The sequence below is a fragment of the Microbispora sp. GKU 823 genome (genome assembly GCF_002027145.1).
Lineage (GTDB): Bacteria > Actinomycetota > Actinomycetes > Streptosporangiales > Streptosporangiaceae > Microbispora > Microbispora siamensis.
Map to the genome: position 1 here is coordinate 131135 of NZ_MWJN01000005.1, position 19315 is coordinate 150449.

The 19315-nt window shown below is 72.2% G+C and carries 23 protein-coding genes and 2 pseudogenes; 11 read left to right on the plus strand and 14 right to left on the minus strand.

Going from position 1 to position 19315, the window contains the following annotated elements; translation table 11 throughout:
* Positions 1-2: 2 nt before the first annotated feature.
* Complete coding sequence (locus tag B1L11_RS04835; RefSeq protein ID WP_079313356.1) at positions 3-989, minus strand: carbohydrate kinase family protein; 987 nt, start codon at positions 987-989, stop codon at positions 3-5.
* 179 nt (positions 990-1168) lie between these two features.
* Entirely contained in the window at positions 1169-1522 is a 354-nt protein-coding gene (gene erpA, locus B1L11_RS04840) for an iron-sulfur cluster insertion protein ErpA (protein WP_079313357.1), read from the minus strand.
* Positions 1523-1717: 195 nt separating this feature from the next.
* On the opposite strand from erpA, the gene nadA (B1L11_RS04845) reads away from it, so the two are divergent.
* The gene (gene nadA / locus B1L11_RS04845) at positions 1718-2650 is read left to right on the plus strand and encodes a quinolinate synthase NadA (protein ID WP_256862230.1); all 933 of its coding nucleotides are present in this window, start codon (positions 1718-1720) and stop codon (positions 2648-2650) included.
* Positions 2539-2871, plus strand: a complete 333-nt coding sequence (gene nadA, locus B1L11_RS49785) for a quinolinate synthase NadA (RefSeq protein ID WP_256862231.1) — start codon at positions 2539-2541, stop codon at positions 2869-2871. The genes nadA (B1L11_RS04845) and nadA (B1L11_RS49785) overlap by 112 nt, the downstream gene beginning before the upstream one ends.
* Here nadA (B1L11_RS49785) and B1L11_RS47905 read toward each other — a convergent pair.
* Both B1L11_RS47905 and B1L11_RS54520 read right to left on the minus strand, forming a co-directional pair.
* Positions 2804-3559: a LysR substrate-binding domain-containing protein gene (locus B1L11_RS47905; RefSeq protein WP_218670902.1), complete on the minus strand. Its 756-nt coding sequence runs from the start codon at positions 3557-3559 to the stop codon at positions 2804-2806. The two genes, nadA (B1L11_RS49785) and B1L11_RS47905, sit on opposite strands and share 68 nt — an antisense overlap.
* Positions 3456-3986 carry a LysR family transcriptional regulator gene (locus tag B1L11_RS54520; RefSeq protein WP_372974645.1) on the minus strand — a complete coding sequence of 177 codons (531 nt, stop codon included), beginning with the start codon at positions 3984-3986 and terminating at the stop codon, positions 3456-3458. The genes B1L11_RS47905 and B1L11_RS54520 overlap by 104 nt, the downstream gene beginning before the upstream one ends.
* Here B1L11_RS54520 and B1L11_RS04855 point away from each other — a divergent pair.
* The gene (locus B1L11_RS04855; RefSeq protein ID WP_079313358.1) at positions 3973-4539 is read left to right on the plus strand and encodes a nuclear transport factor 2 family protein; all 567 of its coding nucleotides are present in this window, start codon (positions 3973-3975) and stop codon (positions 4537-4539) included. The two genes, B1L11_RS54520 and B1L11_RS04855, sit on opposite strands and share 14 nt — an antisense overlap.
* A gap of 62 nt (positions 4540-4601) precedes the next feature.
* Here the strand turns inward: B1L11_RS04855 and B1L11_RS04860 are convergent, their stop codons facing one another.
* Genes B1L11_RS04860 through B1L11_RS04880 form a run of 5 tightly spaced genes read right to left on the minus strand, consistent with a single transcriptional unit; the run spans position 4602 to position 7891 of the window.
* Entirely contained in the window at positions 4602-5348 is a 747-nt protein-coding gene (locus B1L11_RS04860; RefSeq protein WP_079313359.1) for a maleylpyruvate isomerase family mycothiol-dependent enzyme, read from the minus strand.
* Between the two features lie 15 nt (positions 5349-5363).
* Complete coding sequence (locus tag B1L11_RS04865; RefSeq protein ID WP_079313360.1) at positions 5364-5912, minus strand: hypothetical protein; 549 nt, start codon at positions 5910-5912, stop codon at positions 5364-5366.
* Between the two features lie 13 nt (positions 5913-5925).
* A complete protein-coding gene (htpX, locus tag B1L11_RS04870; RefSeq protein WP_079313361.1) occupies positions 5926-6816 on the minus strand; it encodes a zinc metalloprotease HtpX in 891 nt (296 codons plus the stop codon).
* Positions 6816-7094, minus strand: a complete 279-nt coding sequence (locus B1L11_RS04875) for a hypothetical protein (RefSeq protein ID WP_079313362.1) — start codon at positions 7092-7094, stop codon at positions 6816-6818. The genes htpX and B1L11_RS04875 overlap by 1 nt, the downstream gene beginning before the upstream one ends.
* Entirely contained in the window at positions 7091-7891 is an 801-nt protein-coding gene (locus tag B1L11_RS04880; protein WP_218670904.1) for a PspA/IM30 family protein, read from the minus strand. Before B1L11_RS04880 ends, B1L11_RS04875 begins: the two co-directional genes overlap by 4 nt.
* A 147-nt stretch (positions 7892-8038) precedes the next feature.
* Here B1L11_RS04880 and B1L11_RS04885 point away from each other — a divergent pair, with 147 nt between their 5' ends.
* Complete coding sequence (locus tag B1L11_RS04885) at positions 8039-8674, plus strand: DUF3043 domain-containing protein (RefSeq protein ID WP_079313363.1); 636 nt, start codon at positions 8039-8041, stop codon at positions 8672-8674.
* A gap of 42 nt (positions 8675-8716) precedes the next feature.
* On the opposite strand, the gene B1L11_RS04890 is transcribed toward B1L11_RS04885, so the two are convergent.
* Complete coding sequence (locus tag B1L11_RS04890) at positions 8717-9685, minus strand: hypothetical protein (protein WP_079313364.1); 969 nt, start codon at positions 9683-9685, stop codon at positions 8717-8719.
* Positions 9686-9949: 264 nt separating this feature from the next.
* On the opposite strand from B1L11_RS04890, the gene B1L11_RS04895 reads away from it, so the two are divergent.
* The gene (locus B1L11_RS04895; protein ID WP_079313365.1) at positions 9950-10948 is read left to right on the plus strand and encodes an aldo/keto reductase family protein; all 999 of its coding nucleotides are present in this window, start codon (positions 9950-9952) and stop codon (positions 10946-10948) included.
* 105 nt (positions 10949-11053) lie between these two features.
* Here B1L11_RS04895 and B1L11_RS04900 read toward each other — a convergent pair whose 3' ends face one another.
* Positions 11054-11260, minus strand: a complete 207-nt coding sequence (locus B1L11_RS04900; protein WP_079313380.1) for a hypothetical protein — start codon at positions 11258-11260, stop codon at positions 11054-11056.
* A gap of 164 nt (positions 11261-11424) precedes the next feature.
* Between B1L11_RS04900 and B1L11_RS04905 the strand changes: the two genes are divergently transcribed.
* The 3 genes and pseudogenes from B1L11_RS04905 to B1L11_RS49795 all read left to right on the plus strand — a co-directional run bounded on the left by B1L11_RS04905 (position 11425) and on the right by B1L11_RS49795 (position 13454).
* Positions 11425-12486 carry a bifunctional adenosylcobinamide kinase/adenosylcobinamide-phosphate guanylyltransferase gene (locus B1L11_RS04905; protein ID WP_079313366.1) on the plus strand — a complete coding sequence of 354 codons (1062 nt, stop codon included), beginning with the start codon at positions 11425-11427 and terminating at the stop codon, positions 12484-12486.
* A 117-nt stretch (positions 12487-12603) separates the two neighbouring features.
* Positions 12604-12852: pseudogene (locus B1L11_RS47915) on the plus strand (adenosylcobinamide-GDP ribazoletransferase); the annotation flags it as partial.
* An 89-nt stretch (positions 12853-12941) separates the two neighbouring features.
* Positions 12942-13454 (plus strand): adenosylcobinamide-GDP ribazoletransferase, encoded by a 513-nt coding sequence (locus tag B1L11_RS49795; RefSeq protein ID WP_306291600.1) that lies wholly within the window; start codon positions 12942-12944, stop codon positions 13452-13454.
* Between the two features lie 16 nt (positions 13455-13470).
* Here B1L11_RS49795 and B1L11_RS04915 read toward each other — a convergent pair whose 3' ends face one another.
* The 3 genes from B1L11_RS04915 to B1L11_RS04925 are packed head-to-tail and all read right to left on the minus strand — an operon-like array spanning position 13471 to position 15805.
* Positions 13471-14394: a CPBP family intramembrane glutamic endopeptidase gene (locus B1L11_RS04915; protein ID WP_256862234.1), complete on the minus strand. Its 924-nt coding sequence runs from the start codon at positions 14392-14394 to the stop codon at positions 13471-13473.
* Positions 14395-14399: 5 nt separating this feature from the next.
* Positions 14400-15413: a DUF1648 domain-containing protein gene (locus B1L11_RS04920; protein WP_079313368.1), complete on the minus strand. Its 1014-nt coding sequence runs from the start codon at positions 15411-15413 to the stop codon at positions 14400-14402.
* Complete coding sequence (locus tag B1L11_RS04925) at positions 15410-15805, minus strand: GntR family transcriptional regulator (protein WP_079313369.1); 396 nt, start codon at positions 15803-15805, stop codon at positions 15410-15412. Before B1L11_RS04925 ends, B1L11_RS04920 begins: the two co-directional genes overlap by 4 nt.
* Before the next feature lie 136 nt (positions 15806-15941).
* On the opposite strand from B1L11_RS04925, the pseudogene B1L11_RS04930 reads away from it, so the two are divergent.
* From B1L11_RS04930 to B1L11_RS04940, 3 genes and pseudogenes are all read left to right on the plus strand, one after another.
* Positions 15942-17455, plus strand: a pseudogene (locus B1L11_RS04930) (leucyl aminopeptidase).
* Between the two features lie 154 nt (positions 17456-17609).
* The gene (lpdA, locus tag B1L11_RS04935) at positions 17610-18989 is read left to right on the plus strand and encodes a dihydrolipoyl dehydrogenase (RefSeq protein WP_079313370.1); all 1380 of its coding nucleotides are present in this window, start codon (positions 17610-17612) and stop codon (positions 18987-18989) included.
* A 34-nt stretch (positions 18990-19023) separates the two neighbouring features.
* On the plus strand, positions 19024-19315 hold a 292-nt coding region (locus B1L11_RS04940; protein ID WP_306291601.1), incomplete at its 3' end, for a biotin/lipoyl-containing protein.

Sequence of the window (19315 nt, forward strand, 5' to 3'; positions counted from 1 at the left end):
TCTCAGGCGTAGTGGCAGCGGGCGTGGGCGCCGACCTCCTCGGCCGCGTCGGCGCCGTACGCGGCGGCGAAGCGCTCCAGGAAGACGCGCTGGCTCAGCTCGTACTCCTGGCAGCCGACCCGCTCGAGCACGTGGGTGGCGGTGAGGTTGCCGATCTGGCCGCAGCGCTCCAGTGAGAGCCCCCAGGCGAGGCCCGCGAGGAACCCGGCGCGGAAGGCGTCGCCGACGCCGGTGGGGTCGGCCTTGCCCAGCTCGGGAGCCGGCGAGATGTGCAGCGACGGCTCGCCCTTGCGGTCGATCCTGGCGCCCTTGGGCCCGAGGGTGGTCACCCGGACGCCGACCCGGTCGAGGATCTCCTCACCGGACCAGCCGGTCTTCTGCTCGATCAGCCCGAGCTCGTAGTCGTTGCTGAACAGGTACGCCGCGCCCTCCACGAGCTGGCGGATCTCCTCGCCCGGCATGCGGGCGAGCTGCTGCGACGGGTCGGCCGCGAACGGGATGCCCCTCTGACGCGCCTCGTCGGTGTGCCGCAGCATCGCCGCCGGGTCGTTGGGGCTGATCAGGACGAGATCGAGCCCGCCGAGGCGCTCGGCGATCGGGCCCAGCTCGATCTCCCTCGCCTCGGCCATCGCACCGGTGTAGAACGAGGCGATCTGGTTGTGGTCCTCGTCCGTCGTGCACAGGAAGCGCGCCGTGTGGTGCAGCTCGGAGATGTGCACCGAGTCGCAGTCGACGCCGTGGCGCTCCAGCCAGGAGCGGTAGTCGGCGAAGTCGGTGCCGACGGCGCCGACGAGGATGGGGGTGAGCCCCAGGCAGCCCATGCCGAAGGCGATGTTGGCCGCGCATCCGCCACGGCGGATCTGCAGATCGTCGACGAGGAACGACAACGACACCCGGTCGAGCTGCTCGGCGATGAGCTGGTCGCCGAAGCGGCCGGGGAACGTCATCAGGTGGTCGGTGGCGATGGAGCCGGTGACGGCGATGCGCACGGGGTCATTCTCCTCGTTGTCAGCATCAGGGAGACAGGGGCGGGGACGTTGATCCCGCCGAACCTACTGAGCGTACCGTCTCGGGACATGACGACGCCCCGCACGGAGGAATCCGTACGGGGCGCCCGATGCATGCTCCATCGCACGCGGGCCCGGCGTCGCCGGACGCGCGCTCGCCGTCAGTTGAACGAGTCGCCGCAGGCGCAGGACCCGGTCGCGTTGGGGTTGTCGATGGTGAAGCCCTGCTTCTCGATGGTGTCCACGAAGTCGACCGTGGCACCGATGAGGTACGGCGCGCTCATCCGGTCGGTGACGACGTTCACGCCGCCGAAGGTGGAGACCACGTCGCCGTCCATCGACCGGTCGTCGAAGAAGAGCTGGTAACGCAGGCCGGAACAGCCACCCGGCTGGACCGCCACCCGGAGCTGCAGCCCTTCCTCGCCCTGCTGCTCGAGCAGGCTCTTGACCTTGGCGGCGGCCGCGTCAGTCAGGATCAGGCCCTGCTGCGTGGTCTCGCTGCTCTCAACCGTCATGTGCTGACTCCCGCGTCTGCGCCAACCGCCCTTCGGGGCGGTCGATTGGTTCTGACGTCCTACCTAGACGCTACCAACACCCGTGAAGCCCTACACATTCCACGTGCCCCACGGGCAACCGCGCGACGAACCAGGCGATGCGATATGTAATGATTAGTCGTCAGTTAGACGATAAGTCCCCGAGGGGGTGTGGTCGTGACGATCACCGAGACCGGCCTTCCGCTCTTCATCCTCGGCCGGGACACCGACCCGCACAGCGAACGCGGCGTCGACTGCCCGGGCGAGCTGCCTCCCGCGTCCGATCCGACCCTCGTGGAGCGCGCCCGCGTGGCCAAGGAGCGGCTCGGCGACCGGTTGTTCGTGCTCGGTCACCACTACCAGCGTGACGAGGTCATCCAGTTCGCGGACGTGACCGGCGACTCGTTCAAGCTCGCCCGCGAGGCCGCCGCCCGGCCCGAGGCGGAGTACATCGTGTTCTGCGGTGTCCACTTCATGGCCGAGTCCGCCGACATCCTGACCAGTGACGCGCAGAAGGTGGTGCTCCCCGACCTGGCCGCCGGCTGCTCGATGGCCGACATGGCGACCTTCACCCAGGTCGAGGACTGCTGGGACGCCCTGGAGGACGCCGGCATCGCCGACCAGGTGGTTCCGATCACGTACATGAACTCCAGCGCGGACATCAAGGCGTTCTGCGGACGGCACGGCGGCGCGGTGTGCACCTCCTCGAACGCCAGGCGCGCCCTCGACTGGGCCTTCGAGCAGGGCGAGAAGGTGCTGTTCCTGCCCGACCAGCACCTGGGCCGCAACACGGCCGTGCTGGAGATGGGGCTGTCGCTGGACGACTGCGTGGTCTACAACCCGCACCGCCCGAACGGCGGCCTCACCCGGGAGCAGCTGGAGAACGCGAAGATGATCCTGTGGAAGGGCCACTGCTCGGTCCACGGGCGCTTCTCCGCGGCGTGCGTGGACGAGGTGCGGGCCCGCATCCCCGGGGTGAACGTGCTCGTGCACCCCGAGTGCCGCCACGAGGTCGTGACCAAGGCGGACTTCGTCGGCTCGACCGAGTACATCATCCGCAAGCTGGAGGAGGCCCCGGCCGGTCCTCCTGGGCCGTCGGAACGGAGCTGAACCTGGTACGCCGCCTGGCCGGCCGGTTCCCCGACAAGACCATCACGTTCCTCGACAGGACCGTGTGCTACTGCTCCACCATGAACCGCATCGACCTGCCGCACCTGGTGTGGGCGCTGGAGTCGCTGGCCGACGGCGAGGTCGTCAACCAGATCACGGTCGACGCGGACACCACCCACTGGGCCAAGGTCGCCCTCGACCGCATGCTCGCCCTGCCCTAGCCGTAGCGGACCGCGGCCGTTCCGGCACGGCCGCGGTCCGTCGAACGAGCCGCGAAGCTCGCATGGTCGGTGTCGGGGAGCCAGTCCGGCCGGGTGTGTATTCAGCCAGCGCCGGGCTCGCCCGGCGTCGGCGAAGCCGCGCAACAGGGCGTCGAGCCAGCGGGTGACCGTAGGACTCGCGCCAGGCCAGCGACCACGCGTACAGCGGGGTCGGCGCCGTGAGCGCGATCGCACGCAGGCCCGCGTGATCGGGCAGCGGCGCGTCCGCCGGGAAGAGCGTGAAGCACGAGGCGTCGTCGCGGATCCGCCGGACGAGGTGGTCCAGGCCCAGGTTGGGGCCGTCCTGCCGCCGGGTGATCCCGAACTCGTCACCGAAGCGGCGGAGGAAGTCCAGGCGGCTCAGCTCCGCCGGGCACCACAGTGTGCTGTCGCGCAGGTCGGCCGGGCGCAACTCGTCGGCTCCGGCCAGCGGATGGGCCGCGCCGACCACCGCGTCGACGGGCTCCAACCGCACCAGTCGCTGCGTGAGACCCGCGTCGCCGCCGTCCGGCAGCGGATGCACTCGCCCGAACCCCAGGTCGGTGTCACCGTTCAGCAGGGACCGTGCGACCGACGGCCAGTCCCGGCCCGGCCCTGGTTCCAGGCGCACCCCGCCGAGCGCCTCCGCCGCCTGGGCGACGGTCCGCATCGGCGCGTAAAGATGACCCCACGTGTCGATCCGTACGACGGGCGGGGCGCCCGTCACCGCCGCGACCGCGTACTCGCCCGCCGCGAGCGCGCCGCGCGGCGGGCAGAAACCGTTCCCCGGCCTCGGTCAGCCGGACGCCGCCCTCACGCTCGAACAGACGTACGGCCAGCAGCGTCTCCAGGCGCGCGACGCGCTTGGACAACGCCTGCTGGCTGATGCCGAGGTGTTCGGCGGCACGCCCGAAATGCAGCCTCTCCGCGGTCTCGGCGAACGCACGGACCAGGACGAGGTCAAGATCCATGCCGCTGAGCATAGGCGACAACCCGGCGTTGTCGGGCGCGTGGACGCGTTGTTGGCCCGGCCCCGTCCCCAACGGTGAAGTTGCCTTCAGACGCCACGAGGAGGCGACAACGATGAAGGCGTACATCCCGGCCGGGGACCCCGCCGAGCCGTTCGTGCTCGCCGACGTCCCCGAACCGACTCCGGGTGCGAACGAGGCGCCGGTGAAGGGCGAAGTACGAGCGAAGGAGCAGGACCATGACCACCACCGACCCAGGGCAGTCGTCATCCGCTACGTCGAGGCCGTCCGCGACGGCGACGCCGACGTCATCTACGACAGCTTCGCCGCTGACGCCACCTGGCACTACCCGGGCGACCTGCCCATCTCCAAGACCTGGCACGGCCGCGACGCGATCGTCGACGACTTCCTCGGCGGCATGGGGCCGATCCTCGTCCCGGGCAGCATGACGATCGAACTGGTCGGCACCATCGCCGAAGGAGACCGCGTGGTCGCCGAGTGGACGTCCAAGGCGGACACCGTTTTCGGCACCGTCTACGACAACCGCTGCATCGGTGTCTTCACCGTCCGCGACGGCAAGATCACCTCCGTCGTCGAGTACAGCGACACCCGGCACGTCGCCGCGGCGCTCTTCCCCGGCCATGGGGCCCCCGTGCTCGCCCGCACGGTCCAGGCCCCCTGACCGGGCACACCCGTGCCACGACCGGCAAGGTTCCGGTCACCGGGAGGGACACGGGATCGGCGCTAGATCCGGGCGCGCTCGCGCCAGAACCGCAACAGCTCGTCGTCGCCGTGGACCGCGTCGGGCTCGCGCCGGTTCCACAGCGTCAGCATCAGGTCCCCGGCCGTCGGCGTGCGTACGGTGACGTCGGCGGGGCCTTCGGACCTCTCGTAGGTGAACCCCTCGGGAGTGAGCCGCACGAGCCAGGCGAGACCGGTCCCGGTCCGCCAGGAGATCGCCTCCCCGTCGCTCCTGAGCTCGGCGACGCTGGGCCGCCACCGGGCGTACGGAAGCACGTCGAAGAACTCCTCCACGCCGTCGGCCGCGACGTCCTCGTCGATCCGGGGGGCGATGCCGAGGGCGATCTCGGCGTCCGCACGGTGGACGACGGTCTCGTGGAGCTGGCGGCGGGACCAGAACCGGGCGTGCCGGTCCCCCGCCCAGCCCCACATCTCCGTGTCCGCGTCGCGGCTCTTCAGCGCCTCGGCGAGCTGTACGGCTCCCGCCTCCAGCCAGTCCGCGTGGCCGGCGAAGTCCTCGGGGAACCCGTGGTCCATCGCGGCGCGGTCGTACCGGCGGTCGGCGGCGTCCCGCACCATCGCGGCGGCCCACCGGTGCACGGCGCCGGTGTGCTCGACCAGTTCCCTGAGGTCCCACCCCGGGCAGGTCGGCACGGGCGTGGTCCCGTCCCGTCCCCGTATCACCTCGGCCATCCGGCCGATCTCCGCGGCCGCGGCCTCGGTGTGCCGCAGGTGGGTCCACTCGGTCATGAAGGCTCCTGTAGGTCAGAGGCCGGGGGCGCCCCAGACGGGAAACCAGCTCGCGAGCTCGGGCTCGATGGTGAGCTCGCGGTCCAGGACCCCGCGCACCTGCAGTTCCAGCGCGTTGTCGCGGCGCGGTTCGCCGATGGGGGCGAAGGGGTAGAACGTGCCGCGCTTGTAGAGATACACGATCGCCAGCTGCCTGTGCGAGGGGTCGGCGAAGGTGACGAGCGAGCACAGCAGCGACGGGCCGAACCCGGCCGACTCCAGGGACGAGTTGGCGGCGTGCAGGTCGGTCACGAGCCCGGCGACGTCGGGGTTGCGCACCTGCAGCCAGGTGTAGCCGTAGGAGTCCCGGGAGACCTCGACCTTGCCCATCAGGGCCTCGATGTCCTGTTCGAGGCGGGCGAAGGCGCCGCCCTCGGCGGCGCGGAAGCACACCGAGCCCGTTCCCGCCGGGGCGAAGCCGGTGGCGGCCTGCAGCGTGACGGCGGCCGACGGCAGGGCGAACAGCGCGTCCAGGTCGGGCCTGGCGGGCTTGGAACGGCCGAGCAGGGCGTCGAACCAGCCCATCAGCGCCCCCTCATCAACGGCCCAGCGCCGCGGAGATCCGGGCGAGCTGGTCCAACCGGCGCTCCAGCGACGGGTGGGTCGACAGCAGCGAGGCGACGCTCTGGCCCGACAGGGCGGGCGCGAAGAAGAAGGCGTTGAACGGCTGCGCCTCACGCAGGTCCCTGGTCGGGATCCTGCCGATGTCGCCGCTGATCTTGACAAGGGCGCTGGCCAGGGCGCTCGGCTGCTGCGTGAGCAGCGCGCCCGCGCGGTCGGCGGCCAGTTCGCGGTAGCGCGAGAGCGCCCGCGTCAGCAGGAAGCTGACGGCGTAGACCAGGCCGGAGACCGCGAAGATGATCAGGCCGACCGGGGGGCCGTTGTCGTTCCTCCGGCCGCCCAGACCGGTGTAAAGCGCGAAGCGCGTCATCAGGCCGGCCACGACCCCCAGGAACGAGGCGATCGTCATCACCGCCACGTCCCGGTGGGCCACGTGGGACATCTCGTGGGCCAGCACGCCTTCGAGCTCCCGCGCGTCGAGCCTGCGCAGAATGCCGGTGGTCACGCAGACCACCGAGTTCTTCTGGTTGCGCCCGGTGGCGAACGCGTTCGGGATGTCCGAGTCGGCGATCGCCACCCGCGGCTTCGGCATCCCCGCCATCGCGCTCAGCCGGTCGATGATGCCGTGCAGCTCGGGGGCCTCCTGCGGCGAGACCTCCCGCCCGTGCATCGCGAACAGCGCGATCTTGTCGGACAGGAAGTACTGCGCCAGCAGGAGACCCCCGGCGATCACGAGCACGGTGACCGCACGTACGCCCACCGCGACCAGGACGGCCACGAACGCGACGTAGAGCAGCCCGAGCAGGAACATCGTCACGGTCATCCGGACGGTGAGGCCGCGATCAGGGGCGAACCGCGTGGAGGCCATCAGCCAGGGATGAGCCCGGTGTCCCCGAGCATCTCCCGCACTTCCTCGATCGAGGCGTCGGCCGGCGGCAGGATCAGTTCGGACGGCTCCAGCGAGTCGTCCGGCAGCGCCTTGCCGACCTGACGCACCTTGTCGAGCAGGGCGTGCAGCTTCGTGCGGAACGCGTCCTCGTCGCCCGACTCGATCGCGGCTTCCACCTCGGTGTCGAGCTCGTTCAGGACGTCGATGTCGGCGGCGCCGATCTCGACCTGTCCCTCACCCATGATTCTGACGATCACAGGCCCTCCCCCGGCTGGCGCAGCTGCTGCGTGTGCTGCTGGTTGGACGGGACGGACTGGCCCTGCTGCCCGGCCTCGATGGCGTTCTTGGGCGCGGGGCCCTGGCCGAGCTCGGCCTTCATCCTGGCGAGCTCCAGCTCGACGTCCGAGCCGGCGCCCATGCGGTCGAGCTCCGCCTGGATGTCGTCGCGCTGCCCGGTGAAGTCGTCCAGCGCGCCGCTGGCCAGCAGCTCGTCGATCGCGCCCGCGCGCGCCTGCATCTGCGCGGTCTTGTCCTCGGCCCGCTGGATGGCCAGGCCGACGTCGCCCATCTCCTCGGAGATGCCGGAGAACGCCTCGTTGATCCGCGTCTGGGCCTCGGCCGCCGTGTAGGTGGCCTTGATGGTCTCCTTCTTCGTACGGAAGGAGTCGACCTTGGCCTGGAGCCGCTGGCTGGCGAGGGTGAGCTTCTCCTCCTCGCCCTGCAGGTTGTTGTACTGGATGCGCAGGTCGGCGATCTGGGCGTTGAGACCGTTGCGGCGGGTCAGCGCCTCGCGGGCCAGATCCTCGCGCCCGGCGGACAGGGCCTGCCTGCTCTGGTTCTCCAGCTTCGCGGCCTGCCCTTCGAGCTGGTTGATCTGCAGCTCCACCCGCTTGCGGCTGGTGGCCACGTCGGCCACGCCCCGGCGGACCTTCTGCAGCAGCTCAAGCTGGCGCTGATAGGAATAGTCCAGCGTCTCCCGCGGATCCTCCATTTTGTCCAGGGCCTTGTTGGCCTTGGACTTGAAGATCATGGAAAGTCTCTTCATCACGCTCATGCGCGTCGGCCGTCCCCTTCTCCAAGGTTGTGCGTGGGTGACCCCAGCCGTCTCAAGCCCCTTGTCAGGCGGCGTGGCCGCCTGGGTTCACCCTACGCATAACGCGCGAGGGCGTCACTAAGTTGCACTCCCGGTAGGCTGGGCGACGTGTTCCGACGTCGCACTCAGACCTCAGCGGAGGACTCCCCCGTCCCTGTAGAGGATCCTAAGCCCCACGGCACCCCGGGGAAGGGCCGTCCCACCCCGAAGCGGAGCGAGGCGCAGGGCCGCCGCCGCTCCCCGGTGACCGCTCCGGCCAACCGCAAGGAGGCCTACCGCCTGGCGCGCGAGCGCGACAAGGCGCTGCGCACCAAGCAACGCGAGGCCATGCTGCGCGGCGACGAACGGGCGCTTCCGGCCCGCGACCGCGGCCCGGTGCGCAAGTTCGCCCGCGACTGGGTGGACTCGCGGCGGCTGCCGGGGCAGTACTTCCTGCCCGTCGTGTTCGTCATCATGCTGCTGTCGATGGTGCCGTTCCCGATCCCGGTCCGCTCGGCCGTTCTCCTGGTCTACACGCTGTCCCTGCCGGTCGTGATGGTGCTCGTGCTGGCGAGTTCCTTCTACGTGGCAGCGAAGGTGAAGAAGGAGGCGGCGGCGAGGTTCCCCGGCGAGGACCTCAAGGGCGTGGGTTTCTACGCGGCGATGCGCTCGTCCCAGATGCGCCGCCTGCGCTTCCCCAAGCCCGCGGTCCTGCCTGGCGGCATCCCGGTCGCCCTCAAGAACACGGCCGCCGCGAAGAAGTGACCCGCGCGGCCGCCTGACCTTGGCCGCCTGACCCGGGCCGCCTCACTTCCACTCCAGGACGCCCTCGCGCACCACGGGGACCGACCCGTCCACGGGGCGATCGCCGGCGAGGGCGTCCGCCGTGCTCTTGAGCAGCGCGTAGTACGACGACCACTCGTCCTCGTAGTACGGCGTCTCCCAGTCCGCGAAGCCCACGCCGCCGGTGGCGGAGTTCGTCACGAGGTAGTCGCCGAAGTCGGGTTCGTAGGCGAGGGGGATGCCTCCGCCCATCTCGCAGGACTCGGGCCAGGACACGACGAGTCCGCGCGCACCCATGATCGCGTGGCTCGGCGGAAACCGGAACGCCGCCGGCCCGCGGGCGCCGTCGTGGCGCAGCAGCGAGGCACGCAGCGAGTCGGGGATGGGCCTCCCGATCCTCGCCTCGGCCTTGGCCACCAGCCGGGGCCCGGCCGGCTTGTTCAGCGAGGCGTACGTCTTCGGCGCGTGCGCCTTCAGCCACTTCTCTATCCGCCGCCACTGACGGTTCACCGCGGCCGTCACCCGGCGGGAGATCGGCCGTACGACCGCGGTCGTGGAGCCCGTCCGCCTGAGCGCGCACGCGGGGTCGCGGGACGGCGGCGGCCCCACGGCGGGCACGTCGGCGACGGGATCGGCGGACGGCGCGGGGTCCCGCACCACGCCGCAGCCGGACGCGGGACAGGGCCGGTCACCCGGTGACAGGCGGTTCCCCGCCACCGGGCAACCGTCCGCGAAGCAGGGCTCGGCATGGTCTCCCGCGTACGCCGCCCGGCCGGACGCCGTCCCGGCCTCCGGGCGGAACACCGCGTTCTCCAGCAACTGCGACGTGAGCACGAGCAGGCCGAGCGCGACGAGCGCGGCGGTCCAGCGGCGCGCCTTCCTCCCGCGCGGCCGCTCGATCCGGGGAAGCCCGTCGAGGAGACGGGCGATCGGCGCGCCGGCCTCCGGCCGGTCGTACCTCTCGAGGTCCTCGCTCGTGGGCCAGCCGAGCACGGGCTCGGGGCCGCGCCCGGCCGGGTCTCCCGCATCCCGCGAGGCACGGTGCGGAGCGGGCCGAGCAGGGTGCGGAGCGGCCGCGCCGGCACGGCGGCACGGCGCCGGCGGGCGGCGACGACCAGCCCGGCGGCGACACCGGCGACCAGCGCGACGGCCAGAGCCAGCCGTACGGGGCGAGAAGCGATCAACCGGCGCACGCCGGGCACCCTACCGCGAACCATCCGGAGGAGTGACGCGGTGTCATGACCTAGGGTCGGACCCATGGAATACCGTCATCTTGGCCGCAGTGGCCTCATGGTCAGCGAGATCAGCTACGGCAACTGGATCACCCATGGGTCCCAGGTGGAGGAGGACGCCGCCGTCGAGTGCGTCCGCGCGGCTCTCGACGAGGGTGTCACGACCTTCGACACCGCCGACGTCTACGCCGGGACCAGGGCCGAGGAGGTTCTCGGCCGGGCGCTGAAGGGCGTGCGCCGCGAGTCGCTGGAGATCTTCACCAAGGTCTACTGGCCCACCGGTGAGGGCAAGAACGACCGGGGCCTGTCCCGCAAGCACATCATGGAGTCGATCAACGGGTCGCTCCGCCGGCTGCAGACCGACTACGTCGACCTCTACCAGGCGCACCGCTTCGACGTCGAGACGCCGCTGGAGGAGACCCTGCGGGCCTTCGACGACCTCGTACGGCAGGGCAAGGTGCTGTACGTCGGGGTCAGCGAGTGGTCGGCCGACCAGATCGCCCGGGCCCTGAAGATCGCCGACGAGATGGGCTTCGACCGGCTGGTGTCCAACCAGCCGCAGTACTCGATGCTCTGGCGGGTCATCGAGGCCGAGGTCGTGCCGCTGTGCGAGAAGGAGGGCCTGGGCCAGATCGTCTGGTCGCCGATCGCGCAGGGCGTGCTGACCGGCAAGTACCTGCCCGGCCAGCCGCCGCCGGCCGGGTCCCGCGCCACCGACCCCACCGGCTCGGGGTTCATCGGCCGCCTCATGCACGACGACGTGCTGCGCCGGGTGCAGGACCTCAAGCCGATCGCGGCCGACCTCGGGCTCTCGATGGCCCAGCTCGCCGTGGCGTGGGTGCTGCAGAACCCGAACGTGTCGTCGGCCATCGTCGGGGCCACCAAGCCCGACCAGGTGCGCGACAACGTCAAGGCTTCGGGCGTGAAGCTCGACGCCGAGGTGCTCAAGAAGATCGACGACGTGCTCGGTCCGGTCGTCGAGCGCGACCCGGCCAAGACCGTCAGCCCGTCCGCGCGTCCCTGACGCCGTCCCCGGTCCCCCCGGACCGGCGTCGTCTCCGGTCCCCCAGGACCGGTGTCGTCGCGGGGGTCGCGACCGTGCCCGTCGCGGTCCCGGCCCCCGCCCGGCTCACTCGGCGCGCAGGGACATCCCCGAGTATTCGACCCGCTCGTCCTCCATCAGCGTGACCTGCTCCACACCGGCCTCGAGCAGTTCGCGCCAGCTTTCCCCCAGCCACGACTCCGCGTCCGACTGGCTGGAGAAGATCTCCCGGGGCAGCGGCCGGTCCGTGACCTCGCCGCCGTTCGCGTCCTCGTAACGCCACCGCCAAATCATCCGCACCCGCTCCTTCGGTTCCTCGCCGCGCCCGCACCGGGACTTCACCGCCGGGCCGGTGCGGCACAAAGACCGTGCAGCCGGACCCTATCCTCTCTCCCCGGCGTCCACTCCCCCGCCGGCGCGGGGCGCCCGGCGACACGGACGCGGAAAGGCAGCGGCACGTGAAGATCCGCCTGGAGGGAACCGGCGGCCCGGAGGGCTGGCCCGTCCCCGGCTGTCCCTGCGCGTCCTGCGGCCGGCTCGCGCCCGGCCACCGGCGTCCCGCCTCCGTCCTGCTCGACGGCCGCGTACGGCTCGCGGGCGACCGCCTGCCCGGCGGCTACCTGGTCCGCCAATCGGCCGACGGCCGCGAGGTCACCGGGCCCGATGGCGGTCGCCTGCTGTACGCCGTGGGGCCCGCCACCGGATCCCCCGGGCGGGACGCGGACGCGCCCTTCGACGTGGTGCTCATGGACCTGCCCGACCGGCCGGAGCGGCTGGGCGACCTGCGCCGGCGTGGGCGGGTCACGTCCGCGACGCGGATCATCGCGGTGCACCTCGACCACCGCGTCCCGGCGGAGAGCGAGCTGGCCCGCCGCCTCGAGTTCTGGGGCGCGGCGGCCGTCCCCGACGGGACCGTCGTGGACACGGCGAGCGCGGAGGCGGTGCTCAGGGTTCGGCGACCCAGGGTGCGGCCACGCCGGACGCTGCTGCTCGGCGGGTCGCGTTCCGGCAAGTCCGAGGAGGCCGAACTCCGCCTGGCCGCCGAACCCGAGGTGACCTACGTGGCCACGGGGCCCTCGGGCGGTGACGACCCGGCCTGGCTCGCCCGGGTGCGTGCCCACAGGGAACGGCGCCCGGCGCACTGGCGGACCGTGGAGACGACCGACCTCGTGGCCGTCCTGTCCGGTGGTTCGGGGACGTTCCTCGTCGACGGGATCGGCACCTGGCTCGCCGCCGTGTTCGACGAGTGCGCCGCCTGGCCGGACGGCACGTCCGCGGACGGCCATCAGGCCGCCCTCGGCCGGGTGGCGGAGCGGTGCGACGCGCTGACGGCCGCCTGGCGCGGCACCCGCGCCCGGGTGGTGGCGGTGAGCGACGAGGTGGGCCTCGGGGTGATCCCGGCGACCCCCGCCGGACGGCTGTTCCGCGACGCGCTCGGCCGGCTCAACCAGGCCCTCGCCCGCGAGTCCGAGGACGTCGCCCTGGTGGTCTCCGGCAGGGTCGTCCCGCTGCCCCTTTGACTACTACGATCTGCCCTCGTGCCCGACGAACCCCGCGTGAATCCCGGCGCGGCCTGGCGGCTCGCGCTCGGGACCCTCACCGTCTTCCCCGTACGGCCGGTGGAGGTCGACCGCGCCGTGACGGGACGCGCCATGTCGCTGGCGCCCTTCGTCGGCGTGCTGCTCGGCCTGGCCGCCGCCGTGGTGCTCGAGGCCGCCGGTGCGGTGTCGGGCTCACCGCTGCTCGGCGCCGTCCTCGCGGTGGGGGCCCTGGCGTGGCTGACGCGGGCCCTGCATCTGGACGGCCTCGCGGACCTGGCCGACGGGCTCGGCAGCGGCAAGCCGGCCGACGGCGCGCTGGACGTGATGAAGCGCTCCGACATCGGGCCGTTCGGGGTCGTCACCGTCGTGATCGCCCTGCTCGTGCAGGTGGCCGTGCTGGTCGCGGGGCGGGTACGGCCGCCTGGGTCGCGCTGGTGGCGGCGGCGGCGACCGGCAGGCTGGCGGTCACGTGGGCGTGCCGCGAGGGCGTGCCCGCCGCCCGTCCCACCGGCCTCGGCGCGCTCGTCGCCGGCACCGTACGGCGGGGCTCCGCGATCGGGGCCACCCTCGCCACGGCCGCCGTCGTGGTGGTGCTCGCCCTCGTGGCGGCCGCCGGCCCGTCGCTGCTGGAATACTGCTGGCCGTTCGGCCTGTCGAACCCCTTCGGCCGCGCTCTTCCCGAGCTGGTCCCCTTCTCCGAGGCGACCTACGGGTACACCCTCTACGCGGACCCGCGGCCCGCCGGGCTGCTGCACCACCTGTCGGACGATCCGTATCTGATCACGGTGGCCGGGCTGCTGCCGGCGATGGCGGCCGGGCTGGGGGCCGCCGCCCTGCTGCGCCGCCGGGCCGTACGGCGGCTGGGCGGCGTCACGGGCGACGTGCTCGGTGCCCTGGTGGAGACGGCCACGACGGTGACGCTGCTGGCCTCCGTCCTGCTGGTCTGAGGCGCGTGAACGCGCGTCAGCGCGGCGCGGCGACGGGACGCAGCCGGTAGGCGGCGAGGACGACCACCGCGAGCAGCACCCAGCCGACGACCCCGGTGATCCCGGCGAGCGCCGCGTTCGGCGGGGCGGCCGCGTCGCCGAGGAGCAGCGCCAGGCCCGTCACGGCGTTCAACGAGCCGTGTGCGATGACCGCGGGCCACACGCTGCGCGAGCGCAGCCGCATCCAGCCGAGCAGCGCCCCGAAGATGACGCAGAAGCCGACGAACAGCGCCGCCGCCCAGGCGCCGAGCGCCGGGTAGTTGTAGCCCTTCAACGTGAGGGGAGCGTGCCAGAGACCCCAGATCACCCCGGACAGCACCAGCGCGGGCCATACCCGGCGGGGTCCCGGCGCGGATGAGACGGCCGGGTCTCCGAGCAGGCGCGGCAGCAGCCAGCCCCGCCAGCCCCACTCCTCCCCGAGCGCGGGGATCGCGTTGAGGAACGGGGCGATCAGCACGGCCTGCACGACCTGGACGGCGTACAGGACCCGCGGGTCCAGCGGCACCTTGTCGAGGGCCGCGCCCAGTTGCGCGTGGAACAGGCTCAGCCCGGCGAAGTCGAGGCTCACCACGCCGGCGGCGGCGCTGACCAGGAGGGCGACGGCCACGAGAAGCGGCACGCCGAGCAGCGCCGTCACCAGGAGCACGGCCGTCGCGCCCCGGTCCGGTCCGAGCGTGAGCCCGGTCGCCCGCGCCCATTCCCGCAGCGGCGTGCCACGCCGCCGGGCGAGCCACACGGCCAGTACGCCGAGGGAGGGCGTCAGCATCATCAGCCCCCCGACCAGTGCGAAGGCCGGCGTGCCGAGCCGTACGGCCCCCAGCCAGAGGGGCAGCGCGATCAGCCACGAGGCCCCGAACGCGACGAGGAGGAAGAGCCAGACATCGGCGTTGCGCCGGATCACGGTCATCACCTTTCGACGGAGGGGCGCTGCCGGGCGATGAGGGCGTTGAGCAGGGCGGCGCCCGCCTCGGCGTCGTCCACGCTGATGGCGAGCCGCCCGCCGGAGGTGTAGCGCACGACCAGGCACTCGCCGCCGCGGATCATGATCGTGGCCCGTCCCGGGAGGCCGCGGTAGCCCCATCCGCCCACCTGGGCCGGATACCGCTCCTCCACCCACGCCCGCTCGACGCGATCCAGCCGCACCCTGCGCGAGGGCCACCGCAACGGGCCGACCGACACGGTCAGCGCTTCGGGGACGACCCGCACCGAGACCGACGACAGCACCGTGCCGACCACGCCCACGATGGCGAGCGGCACCACGGCGCGCCAGCCGCCGGGGAACAGGCCGGACAGGGCCGTCCCCGCGAGCGCCACCGCGGCGGCGAGCGCCACGATCGCGAGCCAGGCCGCCCACGGCGCGGTGGTGGTGGAGACCCACACCGGCCGCTTCCCCGGGTCGAGGTCGATCCGCGGTCGCGTCCGCGGTGGCGCCGGGGGAACGTCCGGGCCGCGCAGGCCGGCGAGCCGGCCCAGCGCCCCGAGCGCGATCGGCGCGGCGACGATCACCACGACCTGCCAGCTCATGCCCGCCGCGCGGGTCCAGTGGCCGCGGTCGAGGTTGGCGGCGATCGTGAAGGCCTGCGTGACGACCATGAGCCCGCCCGCCCAGGCCAGCCCGGCGCAGTACCAGGCGCGCGGCGTACGGCGGACCAGCGTGCGGGCCCGCGCCCCGACACCTGCGCCGACCCCCGCGACGACGACCCACAGCACGACCAGAACGAGCACGAAGGCCGCGAACGGCATGGAGCCGTCGGGCCGCCCGGACGGCCCCCAGTGGGTGGCCAGCGGGTCGGGCAGGCGATCGGCGAACGCCAGCGGCACCGCCACGAGCACGGCGGCGACCAGCACGGCCCAGGCCGAGACGGCCAGCAGGAACCGGGTGCGGAAGCCGGTGACGGAGCGGTCGTGGGGGTCGGTCATGCCATTTCCTTGCCGGAGTCATCGCCGGGGTCCTCACCGAGGTCCTTGATGACGTCCTTGATGAGGGCGACGACGTCGTCCGTGGTGAGGCCGTACCTCGCGGCCTCGTCGAGCAGGTCACGCGCCCGCGTCCTGAGCGCCTCGCGGCCGTCCGGCCGCCGCAGCACGGACACCCCGCGCCCGCGGCGGAACTCCAGCAGGCCCTCGTCCCGCAGGTCGCGCAGCGAGCGCAGCACGGTGTTCGCGTTGACGCCCAGCGCGTGGGCCAGGTCGCGGGCCGGCGGCAGCCGATCGCCGGGCGCGACGTCCCCGGCCCCGATCGCACGCCTTATGGCGGCGGCCACCTGTTCGTGCAGGGGCCGCGGATCGTTGAGATCGAGCGTGAGCAACATGATGCTATCGACATTAGCACCATACGCCCGGAAGATCGCGATGATGCTACTTTCATTGGCATCATCGCGATTACCGATAGGTAGGATGAACCCTCGTTTATGCGTAGCCGAGTAAGCCCAGCTAGCATCGGCTCACGTGACCACAGTGCGCATAAACGCATCTGACGCGGTCTCCATCGAGACCAGTGCTCTCATAATCGGCGTCCACACGACCCCGGAGGGTCCACGCCCGGCTCCCGGAGGCGAAGGCCTCGACCAGGCCCTGGACGGACGACTCGCCGAGATCCTCACCACAATGGGGTTCACCGGCAAGGCCGAAGAGGTCGTCAAGTTCCCGACTCTCGGGGCGCTACCGGCGCCCGTCGCCGTCGCCGTGGGCCTCGGCGACGTCCCGCAGGACGAGGACGGCTACGACCTGGAAACCCTGCGCCGCGCGGCCGGAGCGGCCGTCCGCGCCCTCGCCGGCACGCCGTCCGCCGCGCTCGCCCTGCCCGCCCGTACGGCCGCCGAGGCGGAGGCCGTGGCGCTGGGCGGCCTGCTGGGCGCCTACGACTTCACGCGCTATCGCACCGGCGGCGACCTCAAGGCGCCGGTCGCGAGCTTACCGTCCTGTCCGGCGCGGCCGGGGCCGAGGAGTCCGTCGCGCACGCGGCGACGCTCGCCGACTCCGTCACCCTCGTCCGCGACCTGGTGAACACGCCGCCGTCCGACCTGTGGCCGGCGCGCTTCGCCGAGATCGCCCAGGAGACCGGCGGTGCGGCCGGCCTGTCGGTCGAGGTGCTGGACGAGGTCAGGCTCAAGGAGGACGGCTACGGCGGCATCATCGGCGTCGGCCAGGGCTCGGTCAACCCGCCCCGCCTGGTCCGCGTCGCCTACTGCCACCCCGAGGCGTCCCAGAAGGTCGCGTTCGTCGGCAAGGGCATCACCTTCGACTCCGGCGGCCTGTCGCTCAAGCCCTCCGCCTCCATGGACTGGATGAAGTCGGACATGGGCGGCGCCGGAGCCGTGTTCGGCGCGCTCGTCGCGATCGCCCGGCTGGGCCTGCGCGTCAACGCGGTCGGCTACCTCTGCCTGGCCGAGAACATGCCCTCGGGCAGCGCCCAGCGCCCCTCCGACGTCCTGCACACCTACAGCGGCAAGACCGTCGAGGTGCTCGACACCGACGCCGAGGGCCGCCTGGTGCTGATCGACGGCATCGCCCGCGCCGTCGAGGACGAGCCCGACGTGATCATCGACGTCGCCACCCTGACCGGCGCCCAGATCGTGGCGCTCGGATGGCGTACGGCCGGCGTGATGGCCAACGACGACGCGCTGCGCGAGGAGATCGTCCGCATCGCCGGCGAGCAGGGCGAGGGCGCCTGGGGCATGCCGCTGCCCGCCGAGCTGCGCAAGGGGCTCGACTCCGCGGTCGCCGACATCGCCAACCTCCAGCCCGAGCGGTGGGGCAGCATGCTCGCCGCGGGCATCTTCCTGCGGGAGTTCGTCCCCGCGGGCGTCCGCTGGGCGCACGTGGACATGGCCGGGCCCGCGTTCAACAAGGGCGAGCCGCACGGCTACACGCCCAAGGGCGGCACCGGCGCGCTGACCCGCACGCTCGTCGCCGTCGCCGAGCGCTACGCGGGGAACGGCACGTCCGCGCAGGCTGTTTAAACAGAAAGAGCCCGCGCGGGTGGTTCGACAACGGAAGACGGCTCCGCCGCGGCGTGCCCGCGCGGGCCCGGGCCGGGGCCACGATCTTCCGGGACAAGTGAAAAGATGCTGCCGGGTCCACCCGGCGGTGTGAATACGACCAAGGAGCATTCCAGTGGCTGATGGCAGCGGCCCCTACGACATCGTCGTCCTAGGTGGCGGTAGCGGTGGTTACGCCTGTGCCCTGCGGGCGGCCGAGCTCGGCATGAACGTCGTCCTCATCGAGAAGGACAAGGTCGGGGGCACCTGCCTGCACCGCGGCTGCATCCCCACCAAGGCGCTGCTGCACGCGGCCGAGCTCGCCGACCAGGCCCGCGAGGGCGAGTCGTTCGGCGTCCGCACCCGGCTGGAGGGCATCGACGTCCCCGGTGTCCACGCGTACAAGGACAAGGTGATCGGGGGCCTCTACAAGGGCCTGGCCGGGCTCATCAAGAGCAAGAAGATCACCGTGGTCGAGGGCGAGGGCCGCCTGGCCGGTCCCAACCGCGTCGTGGTCGGCGACCAGGTGTACGAGGGCCGCAACGTCGTGCTGGCGACCGGCTCGGTGCCGAAGTCGCTGCCCGGCCTCGACATCGACGGCGAGAAGGTGATCAGCAGCGACCACGCGCTGGTCCTCGACCGCGTCCCGTCCTCGGTCGTCATCCTGGGCGGCGGCGTCATCGGCGTCGAGTTCGCCAGCGTCTGGCGCTCGTTCGGCGCCGAGGTCACGATCGTCGAGGCGCTGCCGCACCTGCTGCCGCTGGAGGACGAGTCCAGCTCCAAGCTGCTGGAGCGCGCCTTCCGCCGCCGTGGCATCAAGTACGAGCTGGGCGCCCGGTTCGAGAGCGTCAAGACCACCGACACCGGGGTCGTCGTCTCCCTGGAGAACGGCAAGACCCTCGACGCCGAGATCATGCTCGTCGCCGTCGGCCGCGGCCCGGTCTCGGCCGGCCTCGGCTACGAGGAGAACGGCGTCACGATGGAGCGCGGCTACGTGCTCGTCAACGAGTTCTGCCAGACCAGCGTGCCGGGCGTGTACGCCGTGGGCGACCTGATCCCCACGCTGCAGCTCGCCCACGTCGGCTTCGCCGAGGGCATCCTGGTCGCCGAGCACATCGCGGGGCTGAACCCGGTGCCGATCGACTACGACGGCGTTCCGCGCATCACCTACTCCGAGCCCGAGGTCGCGTCGGTGGGCATCGCCACGTCGGTCGCCCGCGAGCGCGGTCACGACGTCGTCGAGCTGAACTACAACCTCGCCGGCAACGGCAGGAGCAAGATCCTGCAGACCCAGGGCGAGGTCAAGGTCGTCGCCGAGCGCGACGGCCGGGTGCTCGGCGTCCACATGGTCGGCAGCCGGGTGGGCGAGCTGATCGCGGAGGCTCAGCTGATCTTCAACTGGGAGGCCACGGCCACCGACGTCGCCCAGCTCATCCACCCGCACCCGACCCAGTCCGAGGCCCTCGGCGAGGCCATGCTGGCCCTGGCCGGCAAGCCGCTGCACGTCCACAACTGAAGCCCTCCTAGCGAACGCGAGAGAAGAACACACCATGCCGGTCTCCGTAACCATGCCCCAGCTCGGCGAGAGCGTTACCGAGGGCACCGTCACACGCTGGCTGAAGAAGGAAGGCGACCGCGTCGAGGCCGACGAGCCGCTCCTCGAGGTGTCGACCGACAAGGTCGACACCGAGATCCCTTCGCCGTCCGCCGGCTACCTGACCAAGATCATCGTTGCTGAAGACGAGACGGTCGAGGTCGGCGCCGAGCTGGCCCTGATCGACTCCGAGGCGGGCGCCGCTCCGGCCGCCGCCGAGCCGGCGGCGCCGGCTCCCGCTCCGCAGC

Bases quoted from the DNA above. Each gene is read 5' to 3' on its own strand.
- B1L11_RS04880 (WP_218670904.1), bottom strand. From the start codon at position 7,891: ATGAGCGTGATGAAGAGACTTTCCATGATCTTCAAGTCCAAGGCCAAC.
- B1L11_RS47905 (WP_218670902.1), bottom strand. From the start codon at position 3,559: ATGCGGACCGTCGCCCAGGCGGCGGAGGCGCTCGGCGGGGTGCGCCTG.
- B1L11_RS04860 (WP_079313359.1), bottom strand. From the start codon at position 5,348: ATGACCGAGTGGACCCACCTGCGGCACACCGAGGCCGCGGCCGCGGAG.
- B1L11_RS04855 (WP_079313358.1), top strand. From the start codon at position 3,973: ATGAAGGCGTACATCCCGGCCGGGGACCCCGCCGAGCCGTTCGTGCTC.
- htpX (WP_079313361.1), bottom strand. From the start codon at position 6,816: ATGGCCTCCACGCGGTTCGCCCCTGATCGCGGCCTCACCGTCCGGATG.
- erpA (WP_079313357.1), bottom strand. From the start codon at position 1,522: ATGACGGTTGAGAGCAGCGAGACCACGCAGCAGGGCCTGATCCTGACT.
- B1L11_RS54520 (WP_372974645.1), bottom strand. From the start codon at position 3,986: ATGTACGCCTTCATCGTTGTCGCCTCCTCGTGGCGTCTGAAGGCAACT.
- B1L11_RS04900 (WP_079313380.1), bottom strand. From the start codon at position 11,260: ATGATTTGGCGGTGGCGTTACGAGGACGCGAACGGCGGCGAGGTCACG.
- B1L11_RS04865 (WP_079313360.1), bottom strand. From the start codon at position 5,912: ATGGGCTGGTTCGACGCCCTGCTCGGCCGTTCCAAGCCCGCCAGGCCC.
- B1L11_RS04920 (WP_079313368.1), bottom strand. From the start codon at position 15,413: ATGACCGACCCCCACGACCGCTCCGTCACCGGCTTCCGCACCCGGTTC.
- B1L11_RS04925 (WP_079313369.1), bottom strand. From the start codon at position 15,805: ATGTTGCTCACGCTCGATCTCAACGATCCGCGGCCCCTGCACGAACAG.
- B1L11_RS04895 (WP_079313365.1), top strand. From the start codon at position 9,950: ATGGAATACCGTCATCTTGGCCGCAGTGGCCTCATGGTCAGCGAGATC.